Raw genomic sequence first — 23,995 nt, forward strand, 5'->3', positions numbered from 1 at the left:
ATGGACATGAGTGTAAAGCTGAACCAGTCTTATCCGCCGGTTGCCCCTCAAGGCGCGCCTCCCAAGGTGACCGCCGATCAAAGCAGCAGCAAGCCCCAGGAAGTGGCGGCAACAGGCAAAGAGCCTGAGCGCGCGGACCTGGAAAAAGCAGTAACCGATATTCGCGAATTCGTCCAGGCTGCCCAGCGCAGCCTGGATTTTTCCATTGACGATTCGACCCATCGGGTCGTGGTCAAGGTCATTGCCACCGACAGCGGTGAAGTGATCCGTCAGATTCCGTCGGAAACGGCGTTGAAACTGGCACAGAACCTTTCCAGCGCAAGCAACGTGTTGTTTGACGACAAGGTGTGAGCTGGCATGAAATTTGTTGCTGTCAGGTCTTGAGGTGTAATAAGTCAAGATAACGGCAGCCACCGAACAGGAGATAGATGATGGCGGGTTCAACGGTAAGTGGTATCGGTTCGAACATCGATACGCAAGCGATCGTGAAGTCCTTGGTGGACGCCGAAAAGGTGCCCAAGCAGACGCAGATCAATACCGCGTCCCAGAAGGCGACCACCACGCTGTCTTCGATCGGCAAGATTCAGGCGGCGTTGGATGCGTTTCGTAGTGCGTTAGACTCCATGACCAAAGACAGTAGTTTCACTGGTTTGACCGGCTCGTCCTCGGATGAAAAAACGGCGACCATGACTGCCAATAATACGGCTTCGAACGGCAGCTTCCGACTGATCGTTGACCAGTTGGCCCAGGCTTCCAAATTATCCAGCAAGAACTTCTCTGGCGGCACCTCTGCCGTGGTGAACGCTACGGATAAGCCGACCACCTTGACCATCTCTCAATCGGGCAAGGATTACAGCGTCAATGTTCCAGCCGGCGCGACCTTGCAGCAGGTGCGGGATTCGATCAATACCCAGTTTGGTACTTCCGGGCTCAGTGCCAACATCCAGACCGACTCCAATGGTTCCCGATTGATCCTGACCTCTACCACCATGGGTACCGGTTCCGACCTTACGCTTTCTGGCACCTCCGGCCTGGATGTGGGTTCAACGGTCGTCGATCTGCCCAAGGATGCGCTGTACAGCATTGATGGTGTTGCGTCTGTGTCCAAGACCAACAGTATTGAGGGAGCGCTCAGTGGTGTGAACATCAAGCTGGTGGCGCCTTCGACTTACAAGACGGGCACCTCTGGCGATAAAAACGCTACGCTGATCACCGTCAGTACCAACAACACGGCGCTCAAGTCCGGGGTCAAAGGCTTCGTTGATACCTACAATGCTTTGATCACCGCAATGAATGCCGAAACCAAGGTCACCAAGAATCTTGATGGCAGCACGACGGCTGCGGCATTGACCGGTGACTCGACCATGCGTTCGCTCCAGGCGGCGATCCGCAATGAATTCAACACGCTTTCGGGGACTGGTACTTTCAAGTCGTTGGCTCAATTTGGCGTGAGCACAAGCTCTACCACCGGCTTGCTGACAATCGATGACAAAAAGTGGGACGCTGCCGTCAAGACCAATGCAGCCGATATCAACAGTATGTTCACCGGCAAAGACGGCATGTTGGCACGCATGAAAAGTGCAACAGATGATTTTGCCAAAGCTACTACCGGGGTTCTGGCAACGCGTTCTACCTCGTTGACCGATAGCCTCAAGGACATCGCAAAGCAGCAGGAAACCCTGAACGAGCGCATGGAACTGCTGACCAACAGCCTCTCCGCCAAATACAACGCCATGGACACCCTGGTTGCCCAACTGCGCCAGCAAAGCACCAGCGTCATGACCACGCTCAATGCCTTGAACAACCCTAAAACCAATAACTGATCGCCACTCACGCAAAAGGCCAGGCAACCTGCCTGGCCTTTTCGTACCGAAAGACGACCGGTGTTAAAGCTTTTTGCGGCCCAGTCGACATATTGGTTACTAGAATCCTTTTCGCTGTCGCCTGTCACGAGGTAGAAACATGAACCCCATGCGAGCCCTTCGCCAATACCAGAAGGTCAATTCCCACGCACAGATCTCCGAAGCCAGCCCGCATCGCCTGGTGCAGATGCTGATGGAAGGCGGCCTGGATCGCATGTCCCAGGCCAAGGGCGCCCTGGCGCGTGGTGACATCGCACAGAAGGGTTTGATGCTCGGCAAGGCCATCGACATCGTTATCGGGCTGCGCGATGGCCTGGATGCTGAAAAGAGTGATAACCCGGCTTATGTTCAGCAGTTGGAAAGCCTTTATGTGTACATGACCAACCGGTTAATGGAGGCTAACCAACAAAACGACGCCGAGATCATCGACGAAGTCGCTCGCTTGATGATTACCGTAAAAGAAGGCTGGGATGCTATCGGCGCGCCACAAGGCGCAGCAGAATAAGGCCACGGGCCTTGAGGAACTCGTCATGAGCCACGCACTGCAACGCATTGATGAAACCCGTGAAGCCCTGGTCGACGCGCTGGCTGCGCGCAACTGGGATGCCATCAGCGAGCTCGACCTGGGCTGCCGCAGTGTGATCGATCAGGTGCTCAGCGAAGCGCCGGTGGATGAGGATGCGCTGCGTGGAAAGCTGGAAAGCCTGTTGGCGGTTTACCAGCAGTTGCTTGAGGTGACGACCGGCGAGCGCCAGGCGATTTTCGAAGAGATGTCGCAGATCAACCAAGCGAAAAATGCGTCAAAGGTTTACCATCTGTTCGGTTGAAAGGGCGCAGTTAATCCGAACGGCGCGTCATATATTTGACTATGCCATCATTTTTGACTTAACTAGTGCTGTTTTCAGATTTCAGACGTCTAGAAGGTAAGAAATCTTACAGACGTCTTGATTGCCCTCATTCCGGGGCAGGAAGTTTTACTAGGGAAGTTGCTATTGCATGTGGCGTGAAACCAAAATTCTGCTGATCGATGACGATAGCGTCCGCCGCCGCGATTTAGCGGTGATTTTAAATTTTCTCGGTGAAGAAAATTTGCCCTGCGGCAGCCACGATTGGCAGCAGGCGGTCAGCTCGTTGTCGTCGAGCCGTGAAGTCATTTGTGTATTGATCGGGACGGTAAACGCTCCTGGCGCAGTTCTGGGCCTGTTAAAGACACTGTCTACCTGGGATGAGTTCCTTCCGGTGTTGCTAATGGGCGATATTTCTTCCGTGGACCTGCCGGAAGACCAGCGCCGCCGCGTGCTATCCAACCTGGAAATGCCGCCCAGCTACAGCAAATTGCTCGATTCCCTGCACCGTGCCCAGGTCTATCGCGAGATGTACGACCAGGCCCGCGAGCGCGGCCGTCACCGTGAACCCAACCTGTTCCGCAGCCTGGTCGGCACCAGCCGCGCCATCCAGCACGTGCGCCAGATGATGCAGCAAGTGGCCGATACCGACGCCAGCGTGCTGATCCTCGGCGAGTCGGGCACCGGCAAGGAAGTGGTCGCGCGCAACCTGCACTATCACTCCAAGCGTCGCGACGGGCCCTTTGTGCCGGTCAACTGCGGGGCGATCCCGGCAGAGCTGCTGGAAAGCGAATTGTTCGGCCACGAGAAGGGCGCCTTTACCGGGGCGATCACCAGCCGTGCCGGGCGCTTTGAGCTGGCCAATGGCGGTACCCTGTTCCTCGACGAAATCGGCGACATGCCGTTGCCGATGCAGGTCAAGCTGCTGCGCGTACTGCAAGAGCGCACCTTCGAGCGCGTGGGCAGCAACAAGACCCAGAGCGTGGACGTGCGCATCATTGCCGCCACCCACAAGAACCTCGAAAGCATGATCGAGGTCGGCAGCTTCCGCGAAGACCTGTACTACCGCCTCAACGTATTCCCTATCGAGATGGCCCCGCTGCGCGAGCGCGTGGAAGACATCCCGTTGCTGATGAACGAACTGATCTCGCGCATGGAGCACGAGAAGCGCGGCTCCATTCGTTTCAACTCCGCGGCAATCATGTCCCTGTGCCGCCACGGCTGGCCGGGCAACGTCCGCGAGCTGGCCAACCTGGTGGAGCGCATGGCGATCATGCATCCGTACGGGGTGATCGGCGTGGTCGAGTTGCCGAAGAAATTCCGCTACGTCGACGACGAGGACGAGCAGATGGACAGCCTGCGCAGCGACATGGAAGAGCGCGTGGCAATCAACGGCCATACTCCAGACTTCGGCGCTAGCGCGATGTTGCCGCCCGAAGGCCTGGATCTCAAGGACTACCTCGGCAACCTGGAACAAGGCCTGATCCAACAGGCGCTGGACGATGCCAACGGCATCGTCGCCCGTGCCGCCGAGCGCCTGCGTATCCGTCGCACCACCCTGGTGGAGAAGATGCGCAAGTACGGGATGAGCCGCAAAGAAGGTGATGAACAGGCGGATGATTGACGCCTGTTTTTCAACTACTTGATTTATAGGTAGATTTTTTTCGGCACGGGTATTGCTACAGCCCTCGCAACGTTCCGTTTAACTGACGGTCAGCCAAGCGAGAGAGCATCATGCCCCACGCCGCCCAACTATCTTCGGCCCCTGCCATCCAGGGGCTGGTTTCGCCTGTAGAACCGCCGACCCGCCAGGGCCTGGAGCACGCGCTCTCGCAGTTCAACCAGATGTCGAACCAGCTGACCGACTCCTACAGCCTGCTTGAGGCCCGGGTTTCCGAGCTTAAAGGCGAACTGGCGGTCGTCAGCGCCCAGCGAATGCAGGAGCTGGCCGAGAAAGAACGCCTGGCCAACCGTCTGCAAAACCTGCTGGACCTGTTGCCCGGTGGCGTGATCGTCATCGACGACCAAGGCCGCGTTCGCGAAGCCAACCCGGCGGCCTGCGACCTGCTTGGCTTGCCGCTGGAAGGCGAGCTGTGGCGTGAAGTCATCACCCGCTGTTTCGCCCCCCGTGAAGACGACGGCCACGAAGTCTCCCTCAAGGACGGGCGCCGGCTGTCCATTGCGACCCGTTCCCTGGACGCCGAGCCGGGCCAGCTTGTGCTGCTCAATGACCTGACAGAAACCCGGCACCTGCAAGATCAGTTGGCTCGCCATGAGCGGCTGTCGTCCCTGGGGCGGATGGTCGCTTCCTTGGCGCATCAGATTCGTACGCCGTTGTCGGCGGCATTGATCTACGCCAGCCATTTGACTGACGAGCAATTACCAGCGGCCACCCACCAACGCTTTGCCGGGCGCCTCAAGGAGCGCCTGCATGAGTTGGAACACCAAGTACGTGACATGCTGGTATTTGCCCGCGGCGAACTGCCGCTGACCGATCGCGTTACCCCTGCCGCTTTGATGCAGTCGCTGCAAGCGGCAGCGGCGACCCATGTGCAGGAGGCCAACCTGCGCTGGCAGTGCGACAGCCACCAGGGCGAATTGCTGTGCAACCGCGACACCCTGGTGGGCGCGCTGCTCAACCTGATCGAAAACGCTACCCAGGCCAGTGGCCCCGGGGCGCGCCTGAAAGTGCACCTGTATAGCCGCGGACAAACCCTGCGCCTGTGCGTCAGCGACAGCGGCAGCGGTATCGCCCCGCAGGTGCTGCAGCGCCTGGGCGAGCCGTTTTTTACCACCAAGACCAACGGCACTGGCCTGGGCCTGACCGTGGTCAAGGCAGTGGCCCGTGCCCATCAGGGACAATTGCAGCTGCGTTCGCGCCTGGGGCGTGGCACCTGTGCATTGATGACCTTGCCGCTGTTTTCCAGCGCGGCAAGCGCGGAGTAAGAGGATGATGGCTATCAAGGTTTTATTGGTGGAAGACGATCGCGCCCTGCGTGAAGCATTGGCTGACACGCTGCTGTTGGCGGGCCATGACTACCGTGCGGTCGGCTCTGCCGAGGAAGCCTTGGAGGCGGTCGAGCGGGAAACCTTCAGCCTGGTGGTCAGCGACGTCAACATGCCCGGCATGGACGGCCACCAGTTGCTCGGCCTGCTGCGGGTGCGCCAGCCGCAACTGCCGGTGCTGCTGATGACCGCCCATGGCGCGGTGGAGCGGGCGGTGGATGCCATGCGTCAGGGCGCGGCGGATTACCTGGTCAAGCCGTTCGAACCCAAGGCGTTGATCGAACTGGTCGCCCGGCATGCCCTGGGCGTGATGCCCGCAGCCGACGGCGATGGCCCGATTGCCTTTGAGCCGGCCAGCGCGCAATTGCTGGAACTGGCAGCGCGGGTGGCGCGCAGTGATTCCACTGTGCTGATTTCCGGCGAGTCCGGCACCGGTAAAGAAGTGCTGGCGCGTTATATCCACCAGCAATCGGGCCGTGCCAAACAACCGTTCATTGCGATCAACTGCGCGGCGATCCCCGACAACATGCTGGAAGCCACCTTGTTTGGCCATGAAAAGGGCTCGTTCACCGGCGCCATCGCGGCCCAGGCCGGCAAGTTCGAACAAGCCGACGGCGGCACCATTCTGCTCGACGAAATCTCGGAAATGCCCCTGGGCCTGCAAGCCAAGTTGCTGCGGGTATTGCAGGAGCGTGAAGTGGAGCGCGTGGGCGCACGCAAGCCGATCCAGCTGGATATCCGCGTGGTCGCCACCACCAACCGCGACCTGGCGGGTGAAGTGGCGGCGGGGCGCTTCCGTGAAGACCTGTTCTACCGGTTGTCGGTGTTCCCGCTGGCCTGGCGCCCATTGCGTGAGCGCCCGGCGGATATCATTCCCCTGGCCGAGCGCCTGCTGAACAACCACGTCAAAAAAATGAAGCATGCCCAGGCGCGTTTATCGCCCGAGGCCCAGGCGTGCCTGGTCAGTTACCCATGGCCGGGCAACGTGCGCGAGCTGGACAACGCGATCCAGCGTGCGCTGATTTTGCAGCAGGGCGGTTTGATCCAGCCCCAGGATTTCTGCCTGGCCATGGGCAATGGCGCTGCGCCGTTGCCGAGCCTGGCCCCGGCTCCAGTGGTCGCCGAGGCGGAATCAGCCGGTGCCCTGGGCGATGACCTGCGCCGCCGTGAATTCCAGATGATCATCGACACCCTGCGCGCCGAGCGTGGCCGCCGCAAAGAAGCGGCCGAACGCCTGGGCATCAGCCCGCGTACCTTGCGCTACAAGCTGGCGCAGATGCGCGACGCCGGTATGGATGTGGAAGCCTATCTGTTCGCCACCTGACTTCGCGCCCATACCGTTTTTTTGTAGGAGCGAGCTTGCTCGCGAAAAACGTCAACGATAACGCGTGCTTCCTGGATGCTCGCGGCGTCCATGAGTTCTTCGCGAGCAAGCTCGCTCCTACCAAAAACGTGCGGTAACAAGTTCGACAAGCTTTGTCGCCTTTTCTTACGAGTTGCTCCAGAGCTGGCACCCTTGTTGCTACCACCCCTAGTAACCGCTGCGTAGTGTCAAAAAATTGCGGGTCGTCGGAGAGAGAAGGTCATGAGCCAGGGTATTGAGTTCAATCGGTTGATGTTGGATATGCGCGCCATGCAAATGGATGCCATGGCTCAACCGAAATCCGTCGCGCCAGCGCCGGAATTGGGCCAAAGCAATTTTGCCGACATGCTCGGTCAGGCAATCAATAAAGTCAGCGATACCCAGCAGGCGTCCAGCCAGTTGGCGACGGCCTTCGAGATCGGTAAAAGCGGCGTGGACCTCACCGATGTGATGGTCGCCTCGCAAAAGGCCAGTGTGTCCTTCCAAGCCTTGACCCAAGTACGTAACAAGCTGGTTCAGGCGTATCAAGACATCATGCAGATGCCGGTTTAAGGACGAGATTTAAGTCATGGCTGAAGCAGTCTCCGACAACCTCCCCGCCAAGGCCGACGGCAAACCGCCGTTGTTTGGCCTGTCGTTCCTGGAAAACCTCTCGGAAATGACCATGCTGCGTCAGGTGGGCCTGATGGTGGGCTTGGCCGCCAGCGTGGCGATTGGTTTTGCCGTGGTGCTGTGGTCGCAGCAACCCGATTACCGCCCCCTGTACGGCAGCCTGTCGGGCATGGATTCCAAGCAGATCATGGAAACCCTCGCCGCCGCCGACATCGCCTACACCGTGGAGCCCAACTCCGGCGCCTTGCTGGTCAAAGCTGACGACGTAGCCCGCGCGCGGATGAAACTGGCCGCCGCTGGCGTGGCGCCGTCCGACAGCAACATTGGTTTTGAAATCCTCGACAAGGACCAGGGCCTGGGCACCAGCCAGTTCATGGAAGCCACCCGCTATCGTCGTGGCCTGGAAGGCGAACTGGCTCGCACCATTTCCAGCCTCAATAACGTCAAGGCCGCCCGTGTGCACCTGGCGATTCCGAAAAGCTCGGTGTTCGTGCGTGACGAACGCAAGCCCAGCGCCTCGGTCTTGGTCGAGCTGTTTGCTGGCCGCTCCCTGGAGCCTGGCCAGGTACTGGCGATCGTCAACCTGGTGGCAACCAGTGTTCCCGAATTGAGCAAGTCGCAAATCACCGTGGTGGACCAGAAGGGCAACCTGCTGTCCGACATGGCCGAAAACTCCGCGCTGACCCAGGCCGGCAAGCAGTTCGATTACAGCCGCCGCATGGAAAGCATGCTCACCCAGCGCGTGCATAACATCCTGCAACCGGTACTGGGCAACGACCGCTACAAGGCTGAAGTGTCGGCCGACGTGGACTTCAGCGCCGTCGAGTCCACCTCCGAACAGTTCAACCCGGACCAGCCGGCCCTGCGCAGCGAGCAGTCCACCAGCGAACAACGCACCGCCAGCAATGGCCCCCAAGGTGTGCCAGGCGCCCTGAGCAACCAGCCACCCGCGCCGGCCTCGGCACCGCAAACCACTGGTGGCGCCGCCGCCACCGCTGGCGCGATCCAGCCTGGCCAGCCGCTGTTGGACGCCAACGGCCAGCAGATCATGGACCCGGCCACCGGCCAGCCGATGCTTGCGCCATACCCTGCGGACAAGCGTAACCAGTCCACCAAGAACTTCGAACTCGACCGTTCCATCAGCCACACCAAGCAGCAGCAGGGCAAGATCAATCGCCTGTCGGTGTCGGTGGTGGTCGATGACCAGGTCAAGGTCAACCCTGCGGACGGCGCGGTGACCCGTGCACCGTGGACGGCTGACGAACTGGCGCGCTTCACCCGCCTGGTGCAGGACGCCGTTGGTTTCGACGCCAGCCGTGGCGACAGCGTCAGCGTGATCAACATGCCGTTCTCCGCCGAGCGCGGTGAAGTGATCGCTGACCCGGCGTTCTACACCCAGCCGTGGTTCTGGGACATCGTCAAGCAAGTGCTGGGGGTGCTGTTCATCCTGGTGTTGGTGTTCGGCGTATTGCGCCCGGTGCTCAACAACATCACCGGCGGCGGCAAGAAGCAACTGGCGCTGGCCGGTGGTGACGTCGAGTTGGGTGGCATGGGCGGCCTGGACGGCGAACTGGCCAACGACCGCGTCAGCCTCGGCGGCCCGCAAAGCATCCTGTTGCCAAGCCCGAGCGAAGGCTATGACGCTCAGTTGAACGCAATCAAGAGTCTGGTGGCAGAAGACCCGGGCCGTGTGGCTCAGGTCGTGAAAGAGTGGATTAACGCAGATGAATGATCGAGCCGCTGTGGCCAAGCTGTCCCGGGTCGACAAAGCCGCCGTGCTGCTGCTGTCCCTGGGTGAAACCGACGCTGCCCAAGTGCTGCGCCACATGGGCCCTAAAGAGGTCCAGCGAGTGGGCGTGGCCATGGCGCAGATGCGCAATGTGCACCGCGAGCAAGTCGAGCAGGTGATGAGCGAGTTCGTCGAGATCGTCGGCGACCAGACCAGCCTGGGCGTCGGATCCGACAGCTACATTCGCAAGATGCTCACCTCGGCCCTGGGCGAAGACAAGGCCAACGGCCTGATCGACCGCATCCTGCTGGGTGGCAACACCAGCGGCCTGGATAGCCTCAAGTGGATGGAGCCGCGGGCAGTGGCCGACGTGATCCGCTACGAGCACCCGCAGATCCAGGCGATCGTGGTGGCCTACCTGGACCCGGACCAGGCCGGCGAAGTGCTTGGCCACTTCGACCATAAAGTGCGCCTGGACATCATCCTGCGTGTGTCGTCGCTGAACACTGTGCAACCGGCGGCGCTCAAAGAACTCAACACCATTCTGGAGAAGCAGTTCTCCGGCAATTCCAACGCCTCGCGCACCACCCTGGGTGGCATCAAGCGCGCAGCCGACATCATGAACTTCCTCGACAGCTCGGTCGAAGGTCAGTTGATGGACTCGATCCGCGAGATCGACGACACCCTGTCCGGCCAGATCGAAGACCTGATGTTCGTGTTCAACAACCTGGCCGATGTCGACGACCGCGGCATCCAGGCGCTGCTGCGCGAAGTGTCCTCGGACGTGCTGGTGCTGGCGCTCAAGGGCTCGGACGAAAACGTCAAAGAAAAGATCTTCAAGAACATGTCCAAGCGTGCGTCCGAATTGCTTCGCGACGACCTGGAAGCCAAGGGCCCGGTGCGCGTCAGCGACGTGGAAACCGCCCAGAAAGAAATCCTCACCATTGCCCGCCGTATGGCCGAAGCCGGAGAAATCGTTCTCGGCGGGAAGGGCGGCGAAGAAATGATCTAAGGCGCCTTGCATGTCGACTAAAGATGAGGCGCCCAGCGATCTGATTCGCGCGCGGGATGTCGGCGGCTTCGACATCTGGTCGCTGCCCAGTTTCGACCCCCATGTGCCGGAGCCCGAGCCTGAACCGGTTGAAGAACCTCCGGCAGAGATGGAAGAAGTGCCACTGGATGAAGTCCAGCCACTGACCCTCGAAGAGTTGGAAACCATTCGCCAGGAGGCCTACAACGAAGGCTTCGCGGCGGGGGAAAAAGACGGCTTTCGCAGCACCACCCTCAAGGTTCGCCAGGAGGCCGAAGCGGCGCTGGACACCAAGTTGGGTAGCCTGGAGCGCCTGATGGGCAACCTGTTCGACCCTATCGCCGAACAGGACTCGCAGCTGGAAAAATCTATGGTTGGCCTGGTGCAGCACATTGCTCGTCAGGTGATCCAGCGCGAGCTGGTGCTCGATTCCAGCCAGATCGAAGGCGTGATGCGTGAAGCCCTCAAGCTGCTGCCCCTGGGCGTCGGCAATGTGCGGCTGTACATCAATCCGCAGGATTTCGAACAGGTCAAGGCCCTGCGCGAGCGTCATGAAGAAACCTGGCGCATCGTCGAAGACGCTTCGTTGCAGCCCGGTGGTTGCCGCGTCGAAACCGAGCACAGCCGCATCGATGCAACGGTGGAAACCCGTATCAGCCAGATCATGGCCAAGTTGTTTGATCAACTGCATGAACAGGCCCTGCATCCCGCCGAGCCTGACCTGAGCGTTGACCTGGACGCCACCGATGCGCCTTGATCGCACCAGCTTCGCCAAGCGCCTGGGCAGCTACGCCGAGGCCACCGAGTTGCCCGGCCAGCCGGTTCTTGAAGGGCGTTTGTTGCGCATGGTCGGCCTGACTCTCGAAGCCGAAGGCCTGCGCGCCGCCATGGGCAGCCGCTGCCTGGTGATCAACGACGACAGCTACCACCCGGTGCAGGTCGAAGCCGAGGTGATGGGCTTTTCCGGCAGCAAGATTTTCCTGATGCCGGTCGGCAGCCTCACCGGCATTGCCCCCGGCGCCCGCGTGGTGCCGCTGGCCGACACCGGCCGCCTGCCCATGGGCATGAGCATGCTGGGCCGCGTACTCGACGGTGCCGGCCGTGCGCTGGACGGCAAGGGAGGCATGAAGGCCGAAGACTGGGTGCCGATGGACGGCCCCACCATCAACCCGCTCAAGCGCAACCCTATCAGCGTGCCGCTGGACGTGGGCATTCGCAGCATCAACGGTTTATTGACGGTCGGTCGCGGCCAGCGCCTGGGCCTGTTCGCCGGTACCGGCGTGGGTAAGTCGGTATTGCTGGGCATGATGACGCGCTTTACCGAGGCCGACATCATCGTGGTGGGGCTGATCGGCGAGCGGGGCCGCGAAGTGAAGGAGTTCATCGAGCACAGCCTCGGTGAAGAAGGGCTCAAGCGTTCTGTTGTCGTCGCTTCTCCGGCAGACGATGCACCGCTGATGCGCCTGCGTGCGGCGATGTACTGCACGCGCATCGCCGAATATTTTCGCGACAAGGGCAAGAACGTCCTGTTGCTGATGGACTCCCTCACGCGTTTCGCCCAGGCCCAGCGCGAGATCGCTTTGGCCATCGGTGAGCCGCCGGCTACCAAGGGTTACCCCCCGTCGGTATTTGCCAAGCTGCCCAAGCTGGTAGAGCGTGCCGGTAATGCCGAAGCCGGCGGTGGCTCGATCACCGCGTTCTATACCGTGTTGTCTGAAGGCGACGACCAACAGGACCCGATTGCCGACTCGGCCCGGGGCGTGCTCGACGGCCACATCGTGCTGTCGCGGCGCCTGGCGGAAGAGGGGCATTACCCAGCCATCGATATCGAAGCGTCCATCAGCCGGGTGATGCCGGCGGTGGTCACGCCGGAGCATATGGCCCGTGCCCAGCAGTTCAAGCAGCTGTGGTCGCGCTACCAGCAAAGCCGTGACCTGATCAGCGTCGGCGCCTATGTGGCCGGTGGCGACCGCGACACCGACCTGGCCATCGCCTTGCAGCCGCAACTGGTGACCTACCTGCGCCAGGGTCTCAACGACAAGATCACCATGGGCGAGAGCCAGTCGCACTTGCAGTCCATCTTCGCCCCGGCGCCGGGCGGCTAATCCATGGCCAACAGCCGCGCCGCACGCCTGGCCCCGGTGGTGGACATGGCCGAAAAGGCCGAGAAAGCCGCCGTACAGCGCCTGGGCTACTTCCAGGGCCAGGTGCGGTTGGCCCAAAGCAAGCTGGGCGACCTGGAGCGTTTTCGTGGCGAGTACCAACAACAGTGGATCGAGCGCGGCAGCCAGGGTGTTTCTGGCCAGTGGCTGATGGGGTACCAGGGCTTTCTCAATCAGCTTGAAACCGCCGTCGGCCAGCAACGCCAGAGCCTGGCCTGGCACGAGACCAACCTCGACAAAGCCCGCGAGGCTTGGCAACAGGCGTTTGCCCGGGTCGAGGGGCTGCGCAAGCTGGTGCAGCGCTACATCGACGAAGCGCGAGCCATCGAAGACAAGCGCGAGCAAAAGCTGCTCGATGAATTGTCCCAACGCCTTCCCCGCCCAGAACAGTTCTAACCGGCACCACAAATCCAGTGTGGGAGCTGGCTTGCCTGCGAAAGCGGTGGTTCAGTTAAAGATTCAGTGGCTGACACGCCGCCACCGCAGGCAAGCCAGCTCCCACAGTTGATTCACTGTGTTGCTCAGATGCTCTTCAACTGCTACACCTTGTGTCTAGTGCAACGACAAGGAAGCAGTCACATGTCAGTCGAGTCAGAAGTATCCCTGGACGGGAAGAAGTTGACGATCGCAATCAAGGGCCGGTTCGATTTCGGCAGCCACCAGGCGTTTCGGGAAGCCTACGAGCGTTTCTACAAGGTGCCCGAGACCTATATCGTCGACCTCAAGGATGCCACCTATATGGACAGTTCAGCCCTCGGCATGCTGCTGTTGCTACGGGATCATGCTGGAGGTGATGACGCCGAAGTCAGTGTGATCAACAGCAGCAACGACGTGCGCAAGATCCTCGCCATCTCCAACTTCGACAAACTGTTCGATATCAATTGAGCGCCCTGGCCCCTGTCCTGGAGGCGCTGACCATCCTGATCGCCGAAGACAGCGCCGCCGACCGCCTGTTGCTGGCGAGCATCATCCGCCGTCAGGGCCACCAGGTGCTGACTGTCAGCAACGGCGCCGAAGCGATTGAGGTGTTTGCCCGTGAGCGCCCGCAACTGGTGTTGATGGACGCGCTGATGCCGGTGATGGACGGATTCGAAGCCGCACGGCAGATCAAGCAACTGGCGGGGGAGGCGCTGGTGCCGATCATCTTCCTCACGTCGCTGCGCGAAAGCGAAGCCCTGGCCCAGTGCCTGGACGCCGGCGGCGATGACTTTCTGCCCAAGCCCTATAACCCCTTGATCCTGGCAGCGAAGATCAACGCCATGGACCGCCTGCGCCGCCTGCAAGCCACGGTTTTGCAACAGCGTGACCTGATCGCCAGGCACCACGAACACCTGCTGCATGAACAGCGGGCGGCCAAGGCGGTGTTCGACAAGGTCGCCCATTCCGGTTGTATCAACGCCGCGCCCAACATCCGCTACCTGCAATCGCCTTATGCGTTGTTCAACGGTGACCTGTTGCTGGCGGCCTACACACCGTCCGGCGACATGCACGTGCTGCTAGGGGATTTCACTGGCCATGGCTTGCCGGCCGCCATCGGTGCCATGCCTCTGGCCGAGGTGTTCTACGGCATGACCGCCAAGGGCTACGGCCTCACGCAGACCCTGCGGGAAATGAACGCCAAGCTCAAGCGCATCCTGCCGGTAGACATGTTCTGCTGTGCCACCTTGCTGTGCCTGAGCGCCCAGCGGCGTGCGGTGGAGGTGTGGAACGGCGGCATGCCCGAAGGCTATGTGCATGAAGTCGCCACGGGCAGGCGCACGCCATTGATGTCGCGGCACCTGCCGTTGGGGGTGTTGTCGGCAGAGGCGTTCGATGACAGCACCGAGGTCTGGCCCATGGCGTTGGGCGACCGGGTATTCCTGCTCTCCGACGGCGTGCTGGACACCGCTGACGCCAACGATCAACTGTTCGGTGCCGAGCGCTTGCAGCGGGTGTTCGCCGCTAACCGCGAGCCCGACCGCCTGTTCGAGGACATCGAGCAGGCCCTGGCGGCCTTTCGCGGCCAGGCGCGCGATGACGTCAGCATGGTCGAGATCACGTTGCAGGCGGGCCAACCCTTGCGGGCGGCAGAACCGATGTATGCCGACAGCGGCCAGTCGTGCCCGCTGGATTGGTCGGTGAGTTTCGAATTCCGCGCCCAGACGCTCAGGACTTACAACCCGCTGCCGTACCTGCTGCAACTGCTGTTGGAGATCCACGGCCTGCGTGAGCAGAGCGGGGCGCTTTACAGTGTGATGGCCGAGTTGTATTCCAACGCGCTGGAGCATGGCGTACTGGGCCTGGACTCACGCCTCAAGCGCGATGCCCAGGGGTTTGCGCAGTATTATCACCAGCGCCATGAGCGCCTGGCGCAGTTGGACAGCGGCTATGTGCGCGTGCATATGCAGGTGGTGCCCACCGACAAGGGCGGCAAACTGACCTTGCGCCTCGAAGACAGCGGGCAGGGTTTTGATGTGGAGCAAGAGCTGGCGCGCCCCGTGGACATCGACCGTCTGTCTGGTCGGGGACTGAGCTTGGTGCGTCAACTGAGCAGCGCTGTAGGCTGGTCCGATGGCGGGCGCACTGTCTGCGTGGAGTTTTGTTGGGCGGCTCTGGCATAATCCGCCGATTCTTGATCAAGGAGCGAGCAAGTGGCTGAGATTCATATGGACCCCGAGGTGTTGTCGGGTTTGCAGGAAGTCATGGAAAGCGAATACCCCACGCTGCTGGACACCTTTCTGCATGATTCTGAAGAGCGCGTGCAAGCGCTGCGCAAGGCGCGGGACGACGCCAAGACGTTGGGGCGCATCGCACACAGCTTCAAGGGCAGCAGTGGCAACTTGGGGGCGCTGCGGTTGGCAACGTTGTGTGAGCGGTTGGAGACCGAGTCCTTCAAGTCTGCTTCCGACTTGGGGGCGTTGGTGGATCAGATTGATCGTGAGTTTGCGCTGGTTCGGCCGCTTTATGAGCATGAACGGGAGCGGTTTTCTGGGGTTTGATATTTAATCGGCCTGACTTGGCCCGACTCTTGCTCTACCTCCACAGACTGCATTCCCGACCCCATGCAGTGGAGACCCTTACTTATGCCAGTCGCTCCCAATTCGCTTCTTCAGGCTGCCGCTGCGGCCAAGCCTCAAGCGCCGGCCGCCACGCCTGCCGTAGCGCCTGTGGCTCCGCGGGACAAGGGCGCTGGCTTCGCTCAAGTGTTTGCCAAGCAAGCTGCCAAGCCGCAGGCCAAGAGCGACGACGCGCCAGCCAAACCGGTGCGCGACAAGGCTTCTGATGCCAGCGCCAAACCGGCCGCCGGCGACGATAAACCTGCCGCCAGCGCGCCAGCGGTTGCCGATAGCGGCAATCCCTTGCCTGCCAAGCCGGCCAAGAGCGACGACCACGCTGACAGTGAAGGCGAGCCACCTGCCGACCCGTCCCTGGCACTGCAACCGGTTGCCGACCCGGCGCTGGTTGCCACCGTGACGCCTGTGGCGGTGCCTGTGCCCGTACAAGCGCCTGCCGTTACGGCCGCAGATGACAACGCCCAGCCGCTCATTGCGGTAACCGAGGAGCCCAAGCAGCCAACCTTCGACCCTGAGGCCGACCCGCTGGATTCGATGCCGGCCGTGCGCCTGGCGATGGAGCAGGGCGGTCATGTCTCGGCCAGCAGCCAGGCGCCGCAGAAAGCCGCGCCCACCACCCAGGACCAGCCGACCGCCGCGCAGAGCTTTGCCGCCGGCCTGGCCAACATGGTCGACCAGCAAGCCACCAAGGACAGCACCGATCAGGGAGGCGACAAGGCCTTCGGCGCGCTGATCGATGACGGCCTCAAGGACCTCAAGAACGCCAGCAGCGACACCCGTGTGGATGACTTCGCCAACCGCCTGGCGGCGCTGACCCAGGCGGCCACGCCGAAAACCGCGAATGCCTTGCCGCCCGTCCCCAATGCGCCCCTGGCCATGCACCAGAGCGGCTGGACCGAGGAGGTGGTCAACCGCGTAATGTACCTGTCCAGCGCCAACCTCAAGTCGGCCGAGATCCAGTTGCAGCCTGCTGAGCTGGGGCGCCTGGACATCAAGGTCAACATGACGGCGGACCAGCAGGCCCAGGTCAACTTCATGAGCGGCCATGCGGTGGTGCGTGAAGCGCTGGAAAGCCAGTCTGGCCGTTTGCGCGAGATGTTTGCCCAGCAGGGCATGGGGCAGGTGGATGTGAATGTCTCCGACCAGTCGCGGGGCCAGGACCAGCAGCAACAGCAGAGCCAGGCGCGAGGCGTCAGTAGCAGCGGCAGGCGCGCTGACAGCGGCGACGCCGGTGGCCCTGTGGATGTGGCCGAAGTGGCAGCGCCCGTGAGCCAGAGCGTGATCGGCTCCAGCGCCGTCGACTACTACGCCTGACTTCCTGCTCAAACCCGGTCAGTGGCTGATCGTTCCCACGCTCTGCGTGGGAATGCCGCCCCGGACGCTCCGCGTCCCGAAGTCGGCGATGTTTTCGACCATTGCACACGGTGACGCGAAGCGTCACAAGATGCATTCCCACGCAGAGCGTGGGAACGATCATCTTCCTGCGCCTGCCAGACAACTCTGGCATAACACTTGCTCTTGCCTTGCCATAGATCTACGAATCCCCGAATAGTGACGGATTATTGGCATGGCGAAGAGCGACGACGCAGCAACTCCCCCCGCAGGCAAAGGCAAGCTCAAGCTGATCCTGTTGATTGTGCTGGGCCTGCTCCTGGCGATCGGTGCCTCGGTGGGCGGCACCTGGTACATCATGCACAGCAGTGCGAGTAAACCGGCGCCCACCGCCGAAACTGCCACGAACGTCAAGCAACCGGCAATCTTCGAGCAGATGCTTCCGGCCTTTGTCGCCAACTACAACCAGAATGGTCGTCAACGCTACCTGCAGGTGAGCATCACCTTGTTGGCGCGCAACCAGGCGGACCTGGATGCCCTCAAGGTGCATATGCCGGTGATCCGCAACAACCTGGTGATGCTGTTCTCCGGGCAGAGCTTCGACAGCCTGGCCACGCCAGTCGGCCAGGAAATGTTGCGCCAGAAGGTCACTGCCAGCGTGCAGGAAGTGGCCCAGAAAGAACTCGGCAAAGTCGTGGTCGAGCAGGCGCTCTTCACTAACTTCGTATTGCAGTAGGATCACGACATGGCCGTGCAAGACCTGCTGTCCCAGGATGAAATCGACGCGCTGTTGCATGGCGTGGACGATGGTCTGGTACAGACCGAAATGGCTGCCGAACCCGGCAGCGTCAAAAGTTATGACCTGACCAGCCAGGATCGCATCGTGCGGGGACGCATGCCGACCCTGGAGATGATCAACGAACGCTTTGCCCGCTACACCCGCATCAGCATGTTCAACATGCTGCGCCGCTCGGCGGACGTGGCCGTGGGCGGCGTGCAGGTGATGAAGTTCGGTGAGTACGTGCACTCGCTGTACGTGCCCACCAGCCTCAACCTGGTCAAGATCAAGCCGTTGCGCGGCACTGCGCTGTTCATCCTCGACGCCAAGCTGGTGTTCAAGCTGGTGGACAACTTCTTCGGTGGCGACGGCCGTCACGCCAAGATCGAAGGCCGTGAATTCACCCCCACCGAACTGCGGGTGGTGCGCATGGTGCTGGAGCAGGCCTTCATCGACTTGAAGGAAGCCTGGCAGGCGATCATGGAAGTCAATTTCGAGTACATCAACTCGGAAGTGAACCCGGCCATGGCCAACATCGTCGGCCCCAGCGAGGCCATTGTGGTGTCGACCTTCCACATCGAACTCGATGGCGGTGGCGGCGACCTGCACGTGACCATGCCTTACTCGATGATCGAACCGGTGCGCGAAATGCTCGACGCCGGCTTCCAGTCCGACCTCGACGATCAGGACGAACGCTGGGTCAAGGCCCTGCGCGAAGACCTGCTGGACGTCGACGTGCCGCTGAGCGCCACCGTGGCCCGCCGTCAGTTGCGCCTGCGGGATATTTTGCACATGGCGCCTGGGGACATCATCCCCGTCGACTTGCCGGAAGAGTTGATCATGCGCGCCAACGGCGTGCCGTCGTTCAAGGTCAAGCTCGGTTCCCACAAGGGCAACCTGGCGCTGCAAGTGGTTGAGCCGATCAACCGCCGCTGATTCAACCCCAATTCATGATTGTTTGCTGCGCCGAGGACATGTAATGGCTACCGAACACGAAAACACTTCCGCCGAAGACCAGGCCCTGGCTGACGAGTGGGCTGCGGCCCTGGAAGAAACCGGCGATGTTGGCCAGGACGACATCGACGCGCTGCTGGCCGCCGACGCCGCCACCGCGCCGGCCGGCAACCGCCTGGCCATGGAAGAATTCGGCAGCGTGCCGAAGAACAACGACCCGGTGAGCCTCGATGGCCCGAACCTGGATGTGATCCTCGACATCCCGGTGTCGATTTCCATGGAAGTGGGCAGCACCGAAATCAACATCCGCAACCTCTTGCAGCTCAACCAGGGCTCGGTGATCGAACTGGACCGCCTGGCCGGCGAGCCATTGGACGTGCTGGTCAACGGCACCCTGATTGCCCATGGCGAGGTGGTGGTGGTCAACGAGAAGTTCGGCATCCGCCTGACCGACGTGATCAGCCCGAGCGAACGCATCAAGAAGTTGCGCTGAGATGAAGTACTCGATGGCGGGACTGTTGCTGGCGCTGCCATTGAGCGCCTTGGCGGCTGAGCCGGTGGCGCAGGTGGCTGCGGCGCCAGCGGTCGGCAGCGTCGGCGGGCAGTTGACGCAACTGGTGCTGGGCCTGTTGCTGGTGATCGGCCTGATCTTCCTGCTGGCCTGGTTGATGCGCCGCGTGCAGCGCATCGGCCCGGGCAACGGCCAGGTGATAGAGCTGGTGGGCTCGCGCGCCCTCGGCCCGCGTGATCGGCTGGTGCTGGTGCAGGTGGGCGAAGAGCAGATCCTGCTCGGCATCACCCCCGGCCGCATCACCCCGCTGCATGTACTCAAGACCCCGGTGGACGCGGTCAAGACCGAAGCCGCCACGCCAGAATTCGCCCAGCGCCTGATGGAGTTGCTGGGCAAGGATCAGAAGGATAAGAAGTAATGCGCGTTTTGTTGACGCTCATGCTGTTGCTGGCCGCGCCGATGGCCCTGGGCGCCGACCCGTTGTCGATCCCGGCGATCACCCTGGGCACCAACGCGGCGGGCGCCCAGGAATATTCGGTCAGCCTGCAGATCCTGCTGATCATGACGGCGCTGAGTTTCATCCCAGCGTTCGTCATGCTGATGACCAGCTTTACGCGGATCATCATCGTCTTCTCGATCCTGCGCCAGGCCCTGGGCCTGCAGCAGACGCCGTCGAACCAGATCCTCACCGGCATGGCACTGTTTTTGACGCTGTTCATCATGGCGCCGGTGTTCGACAAGGTGAACCAGCAAGCCCTGCAACCTTATCTGGCGGAAAAGCTCACAGCCCAGGATGCCATCGACAAGGCCCAGGGCCCGATCAAGGACTTCATGCTGTCGCAAACCCGCTCCAGCGACCTTGAGCTGTTCATGCGCCTGTCCAAGCGCACCGACATCGCCACCCCGGACCAGGCGCCGCTGACCATCCTGGTACCCGCGTTCGTCACCTCCGAATTGAAGACCGCGTTCCAGATCGGTTTCATGATCTTCATCCCGTTCCTGATCATCGACCTGGTGGTAGCGAGCGTGTTGATGGCCATGGGTATGATGATGCTGTCGCCGCTGATCATCTCGTTGCCGTTCAAGATCATGCTGTTTGTGCTGGTGGACGGTTGGGCGCTGATTATTGGCACCCTGGCCGGCAGTTTCGGAGGGGTATAGCGCTATGACGCCAGAAGTCGCCGTCGACCTGTTCCGCGAAGCGCTGTGGCTGACCACCCTGATGGTCGCCGTGCTGGTGGTGCCGAGCCTGTTGGTGGGCCTGCTGGTGGCGATGTTCCAGGCCGCCACCCAGATCAACGAACAAACCCTGAGCTTCCTGCCGCGACTGCTGGTGATGCTGGTGACATTGATCGTTGCCGGCCCGTGGCTGGTGCAAACCTTCATGGAATACATCCTGCAGTTGTACGGCAGTATTCCGCAGTTGATCGGCTGAGCCGATGCAATCGTTGCTGGCCTTGACCGACACCCAGATCAGTACCTGGGTGGCCTCGTTCATCCTGCCGCTGTTTCGCGTCACGGCGATGCTGATGGCCATGCCGGTGTTCGGCACCACCCTGGTTCCGCGTCGCGTGCGCTTGTATTTCGCGGTGGCGATCACCGTGGTAATCGTGCCTGGCCTACCACCGATGCCGCCGGTGAACGCCCTCGACCTGAGCGCCTTGCTGCTGATTGCCGAACAGATTCTGATCGGTGCCATGCTGGGGTTTTCCCTCATGCTGTTCTTCCAGGCTTTTGTGATCGCCGGGCAAATCATCTCGATCCAGATGGGCATGGGCTTCGCGTCCATGGTCGACCCCACCAACGGCGTGTCGGCGGCGGTGATAGGGCAGTTCCTGACCATGCTGGTGACCTTGCTGTTTCTGGCCATGAACGGTCATCTGGTGGCGTTCGAAGTCTTGACCGAAAGCTTCACCACCTTGCCGGTGGGCTCGGGGTTGGTGGTCAACCATTTCTGGGAGCTGGTGGGGCGCCTCGGCTGGGTGCTGGGGGCTTCGCTGTTGCTGGTGCTGCCGGCGATCACTGCGCTGCTGGTGGTCAATATCGCTTTCGGCGTGATGACCCGTGCGGCGCCGCAACTGAATATCTTCTCGATTGGTTTTCCGCTGACCCTGGTGTTGGGTATGGGGATTTTCTGGGTCGGCCTGGCTGACATTCTCAATCAGTATCAACCGCTGGCCACCGATGCCTTGCAGTTCTTACGTGACCTGGCACGGGCGCGCTGAGCCATGGCCGAGAGCGAGAGTGGTCAGGACAAAACAGAAGACCCCACGGAGAAACGTAAAAAGGACTCCAGGGAAAAGGGCGAGATCGCGCGCTCCAAAGAGCTCAACACCTTCGCCACCATGATCGCCGGCGCAGGCGCCTTGCTGATCTACGGCGGTGGCCTGGCGTTGGACCTGCTGGAGATGATGAAGCACAACTTCAGCTTGCCGCGCGAAGTGCTGCTCAACCCCGATGCCATGGGCCAGTACCTGCTGCACTCGGGCAAAATCGCGCTGCTGGCGGTGCAGCCGATCCTGATCACCTTGTTGCTGGCCGCGCTGATCGGCCCGGTGGCCCTCGGCGGTTGGCTGTTTGCCGCGGGCAGCATGGCGCCCAAGTTCAGCCGCATGAACCCGGGGGCGGGGCTCAAGCGCATGTTTTCCGCCAAGGCCCTGGTGGAATTGCTCAAGGCCCTGGCCAAGTTTTTCCTGATTCTGTTCGTGGCGCTGGCGGTGTTGTCGTCCGATATCGACGATTTGCTGCGCATTGCCCATGAGCCGCTGGAATCAGCGATCATCCACAGCGTGCAAGTGGTGGGCTGGAGTGCGCTATGGATGGCGGCCGGGCTGATCCTCATCGCCGCCGTGGATGCGCCGATCCAGTTGTGGGAAAGCCACAAGAAACTGCTGATGACCAAGCAGGAAGTGCGCGACGAGCACAAGGACCAGGAAGGCCGCCCCGAGGTCAAGCAACGCATCCGCCAACTGCAGCGGGAAATGTCCCAGCGCAAGATGATGGCCTCGGTGCCCGACGCCGATGTGGTCATCACCAACCCGACTCACTACGCCGTAGCGCTTAAGTACGACCCGGAGAAGGGCGGCGCACCGATGCTGCTGGCCAAGGGCAGTGATTTTACCGCGTTGAAAATCCGCGAAATCGCGGTGGCCAACGACATTCTGTTATTGGAGTCGCCAGCATTGGCGCGCTCGATTTTCTACTCCACCGATCTGGACCAGGAAATCCCGGCCGGCTTGTACCTGGCCGTTGCACAGGTACTGGCCTACGTTTACCAAATCCGTCAATACCGCGCCGGCAAGGGCAAGCGGCCTGATCCGCTCAAGGATTTGCCGATCCCGCCGGACCTGCGTCGCGATTCTTGAACGCTGCTGCTCACTGTAGGAGCGAGCTTGCTCGCGAAAAACTCACCGTCGTTGCGTTCATCCTGGCTCCCCGCGTTATCGTTACCCATCTCCGCGAGCAAGCTCGCTCCTACAGTGGTGTGCCGTTTACCTGTCAACTTTGACAGTAGCCATTACGGCGCCTTCACTGTTTGATACAGCGATGAGACGTGCAGCTCTGCACGACTCGGGAGGCGGTGATGGATAGGGGTACGGTCAGGTGGTTTGATGCGGTCAAAGGCATCGGCTTTATTGCCCGGGATCGCGATGGCAACGAGGTTGCCGTCCAGTCGACAGGCGCTCAACACGGTAACGTTCCTCCCACCCCTCCCAAACCGCGAAAACCCCGCAAGCGCAAGAAACCCTCGGATGCATGAATCTTCTGCTGTTCCGCCGCTACCACCCATCGGTAGCTCACGTCTACCTGTCAACTCTGACAGTAGCCAAAGGATGCTTCCCGTTGTTTTATGACTGAACCAAGCACTGCGCGTATGTAGTAAACGAGATGCAGGGAGAGCGGGATTGAAGGTGGCTACAGGGACTGTCAAATCCTATGACCGGGTCAGGGGCGATTGGCTGATCGAATTGGATGATGAGGCAGAAGAGGTATTTATCAATCGCAAGGATTGGCGTTGCACAGCGCTGTCGGTGGGTAAGCAACTGAGGTTTCAAATGGTCCATCGGCCCAAGGGCATCTATGCGTTGCCCGTCAGGGGGCATCACCGGGGTTGGTTGGGGTCTGAGTGAGGGTAAGGAGAGCAAAAATGGCAACGGGTACTGTGAAATGGTTTAACGCGGAGAAGGGGTTTGGCTTTATTGCCCCGGAGGATGGGGGGGATGACGTTTTCGTCCATTACTCGGCAATCCAGTCGCAGGGGCAAAAAAACCTGGATGAAAACCAAAAAGTAGAATTTGACATCACGCAAGGGCCAAAAGGCCCTCAGGCTGAGAATGTGCGGCCAGTTTAAAAACTGGATCACATGTGGGAGCTGGCTTGATCGTTCCCACGCTCCCGCGTGGGAACGCATCGCGTGACGCTCTGCGTCACCCTTGCAGAGTGCTCAAGTCGTGCGCCTGGCTCGGGACGCGGAGCGTCCCAGGCGGCATTCCCACGCAGAGCGTGGGAATGATCCAGGGAGCCGCGTTATTGTTCTAGCCTCAGGTATCAAGCCTCTTGATCGTTCCCACGCTCCCGCGTGGGAGCGCATCGCGTGACGCTCTGCGTCACCCTTGCAGAGTGCTCAAGTCGTGCGCCTGGCTGGGGACGCGGAGCGTCCCAGGCGGCATTCCCACGCAGAGCGTGGGAATGATCGAGGGAACCGCGTTATTGTTCTAGCCTCAGGTATCAAGCCTCTTGATCGTTCCCGCGCTCCCG

General features: G+C 61.2%; 26 protein-coding genes. All 26 read left to right on the forward strand.

Annotated elements, in window-relative coordinates:
• The 26 genes from BT204_RS16430 (at position 1) to BT204_RS16560 (ending at position 23,588) form a co-directional block, all read left to right on the forward strand.
• Positions 1 to 351: a flagellar protein FlaG gene (locus tag BT204_RS16430; protein ID WP_054898645.1), complete on the forward strand. Its 351-nt coding sequence runs from the start codon at positions 1 to 3 to the stop codon at positions 349 to 351.
• A gap of 80 nt (positions 352 to 431) precedes the next feature.
• Entirely contained in the window at positions 432 to 1,823 is a 1,392-nt protein-coding gene (gene fliD, locus BT204_RS16435; RefSeq protein WP_054898644.1) for a flagellar filament capping protein FliD, read from the forward strand.
• Between the two features lie 139 nt (positions 1,824 to 1,962).
• Positions 1,963 to 2,367, forward strand: a complete 405-nt coding sequence (gene fliS, locus BT204_RS16440) for a flagellar export chaperone FliS (protein ID WP_054898643.1) — start codon at positions 1,963 to 1,965, stop codon at positions 2,365 to 2,367.
• Positions 2,368 to 2,392: 25 nt separating this feature from the next.
• Positions 2,393 to 2,689: a flagellar protein FliT gene (locus BT204_RS16445; RefSeq protein ID WP_034126783.1), complete on the forward strand. Its 297-nt coding sequence runs from the start codon at positions 2,393 to 2,395 to the stop codon at positions 2,687 to 2,689.
• Between the two features lie 169 nt (positions 2,690 to 2,858).
• Positions 2,859 to 4,331, forward strand: coding sequence for a sigma-54 dependent transcriptional regulator (locus tag BT204_RS16450; protein WP_034126784.1), 1,473 nt, complete (start codon positions 2,859 to 2,861; stop codon positions 4,329 to 4,331).
• Positions 4,332 to 4,441: 110 nt separating this feature from the next.
• Complete coding sequence (locus tag BT204_RS16455; protein WP_072447513.1) at positions 4,442 to 5,653, forward strand: sensor histidine kinase; 1,212 nt, start codon at positions 4,442 to 4,444, stop codon at positions 5,651 to 5,653.
• A 7-nt stretch (positions 5,654 to 5,660) separates the two neighbouring features.
• A complete protein-coding gene (locus tag BT204_RS16460; RefSeq protein ID WP_072447528.1) occupies positions 5,661 to 7,037 on the forward strand; it encodes a sigma-54-dependent transcriptional regulator in 1,377 nt (458 codons plus the stop codon).
• A gap of 261 nt (positions 7,038 to 7,298) precedes the next feature.
• On the forward strand, positions 7,299 to 7,628 hold the full coding sequence (gene fliE / locus BT204_RS16465) for a flagellar hook-basal body complex protein FliE (protein WP_003192959.1): 330 nt from the start codon (positions 7,299 to 7,301) through the stop codon (positions 7,626 to 7,628).
• A gap of 16 nt (positions 7,629 to 7,644) precedes the next feature.
• Positions 7,645 to 9,420, forward strand: a complete 1,776-nt coding sequence (fliF, locus tag BT204_RS16470) for a flagellar basal-body MS-ring/collar protein FliF (RefSeq protein WP_014719351.1) — start codon at positions 7,645 to 7,647, stop codon at positions 9,418 to 9,420.
• Entirely contained in the window at positions 9,413 to 10,429 is a 1,017-nt protein-coding gene (fliG, locus tag BT204_RS16475) for a flagellar motor switch protein FliG (RefSeq protein ID WP_003192957.1), read from the forward strand. The genes fliF and fliG overlap by 8 nt, the downstream gene beginning before the upstream one ends.
• 10 nt (positions 10,430 to 10,439) lie before the next feature.
• Entirely contained in the window at positions 10,440 to 11,204 is a 765-nt protein-coding gene (gene fliH, locus BT204_RS16480; protein ID WP_072447515.1) for a flagellar assembly protein FliH, read from the forward strand.
• A complete protein-coding gene (gene fliI / locus BT204_RS16485) occupies positions 11,194 to 12,552 on the forward strand; it encodes a flagellar protein export ATPase FliI (RefSeq protein WP_072447516.1) in 1,359 nt (452 codons plus the stop codon). The genes fliH and fliI overlap by 11 nt, the downstream gene beginning before the upstream one ends.
• A 3-nt stretch (positions 12,553 to 12,555) precedes the next feature.
• Entirely contained in the window at positions 12,556 to 13,005 is a 450-nt protein-coding gene (gene fliJ, locus BT204_RS16490; protein WP_034126787.1) for a flagellar export protein FliJ, read from the forward strand.
• 183 nt (positions 13,006 to 13,188) lie between these two features.
• Positions 13,189 to 13,494, forward strand: coding sequence for an STAS domain-containing protein (locus BT204_RS16495; protein ID WP_072447517.1), 306 nt, complete (start codon positions 13,189 to 13,191; stop codon positions 13,492 to 13,494).
• Entirely contained in the window at positions 13,491 to 15,209 is a 1,719-nt protein-coding gene (locus BT204_RS16500; RefSeq protein WP_072447519.1) for a fused response regulator/phosphatase, read from the forward strand. The genes BT204_RS16495 and BT204_RS16500 overlap by 4 nt, the downstream gene beginning before the upstream one ends.
• 30 nt (positions 15,210 to 15,239) lie before the next feature.
• A complete protein-coding gene (locus tag BT204_RS16505) occupies positions 15,240 to 15,587 on the forward strand; it encodes an Hpt domain-containing protein (RefSeq protein WP_014719347.1) in 348 nt (115 codons plus the stop codon).
• A gap of 84 nt (positions 15,588 to 15,671) precedes the next feature.
• Positions 15,672 to 16,976, forward strand: coding sequence for a flagellar hook-length control protein FliK (locus BT204_RS16510; protein WP_072447521.1), 1,305 nt, complete (start codon positions 15,672 to 15,674; stop codon positions 16,974 to 16,976).
• Positions 16,977 to 17,229: 253 nt separating this feature from the next.
• Positions 17,230 to 17,730 (forward strand): flagellar basal body-associated protein FliL, encoded by a 501-nt coding sequence (fliL, locus tag BT204_RS16515; protein WP_019818373.1) that lies wholly within the window; start codon positions 17,230 to 17,232, stop codon positions 17,728 to 17,730.
• Positions 17,731 to 17,739: 9 nt separating this feature from the next.
• Positions 17,740 to 18,708: a flagellar motor switch protein FliM gene (gene fliM / locus BT204_RS16520; RefSeq protein ID WP_014719344.1), complete on the forward strand. Its 969-nt coding sequence runs from the start codon at positions 17,740 to 17,742 to the stop codon at positions 18,706 to 18,708.
• Between the two features lie 43 nt (positions 18,709 to 18,751).
• Positions 18,752 to 19,219 carry a flagellar motor switch protein FliN gene (fliN, locus tag BT204_RS16525; RefSeq protein WP_003192941.1) on the forward strand — a complete coding sequence of 156 codons (468 nt, stop codon included), beginning with the start codon at positions 18,752 to 18,754 and terminating at the stop codon, positions 19,217 to 19,219.
• A gap of 1 nt (position 19,220) precedes the next feature.
• Entirely contained in the window at positions 19,221 to 19,655 is a 435-nt protein-coding gene (gene fliO, locus BT204_RS16530) for a flagellar biosynthetic protein FliO (protein ID WP_034126791.1), read from the forward strand.
• Positions 19,655 to 20,398, forward strand: a complete 744-nt coding sequence (fliP, locus tag BT204_RS16535) for a flagellar type III secretion system pore protein FliP (protein ID WP_003192937.1) — start codon at positions 19,655 to 19,657, stop codon at positions 20,396 to 20,398. Before fliO ends, fliP begins: the two co-directional genes overlap by 1 nt.
• A gap of 4 nt (positions 20,399 to 20,402) precedes the next feature.
• Positions 20,403 to 20,672: a flagellar biosynthesis protein FliQ gene (fliQ, locus tag BT204_RS16540; protein WP_003192936.1), complete on the forward strand. Its 270-nt coding sequence runs from the start codon at positions 20,403 to 20,405 to the stop codon at positions 20,670 to 20,672.
• Between the two features lie 4 nt (positions 20,673 to 20,676).
• Positions 20,677 to 21,462, forward strand: a complete 786-nt coding sequence (gene fliR, locus BT204_RS16545; protein ID WP_034126792.1) for a flagellar biosynthetic protein FliR — start codon at positions 20,677 to 20,679, stop codon at positions 21,460 to 21,462.
• Positions 21,463 to 21,465: 3 nt separating this feature from the next.
• Positions 21,466 to 22,602, forward strand: coding sequence for a flagellar biosynthesis protein FlhB (gene flhB, locus BT204_RS16550; protein WP_054920172.1), 1,137 nt, complete (start codon positions 21,466 to 21,468; stop codon positions 22,600 to 22,602).
• 782 nt (positions 22,603 to 23,384) lie between these two features.
• The gene (locus BT204_RS16560; protein WP_054920168.1) at positions 23,385 to 23,588 is read left to right on the forward strand and encodes a cold-shock protein; all 204 of its coding nucleotides are present in this window, start codon (positions 23,385 to 23,387) and stop codon (positions 23,586 to 23,588) included.
• Positions 23,589 to 23,995: the final 407 nt, after the last annotated feature.

Source organism: Pseudomonas sp. NFPP02 (genome assembly GCF_900119355.1).
In the GTDB taxonomy this organism is placed as follows: Bacteria; Pseudomonadota; Gammaproteobacteria; order Pseudomonadales; family Pseudomonadaceae; genus Aquipseudomonas; species Aquipseudomonas paracarnis.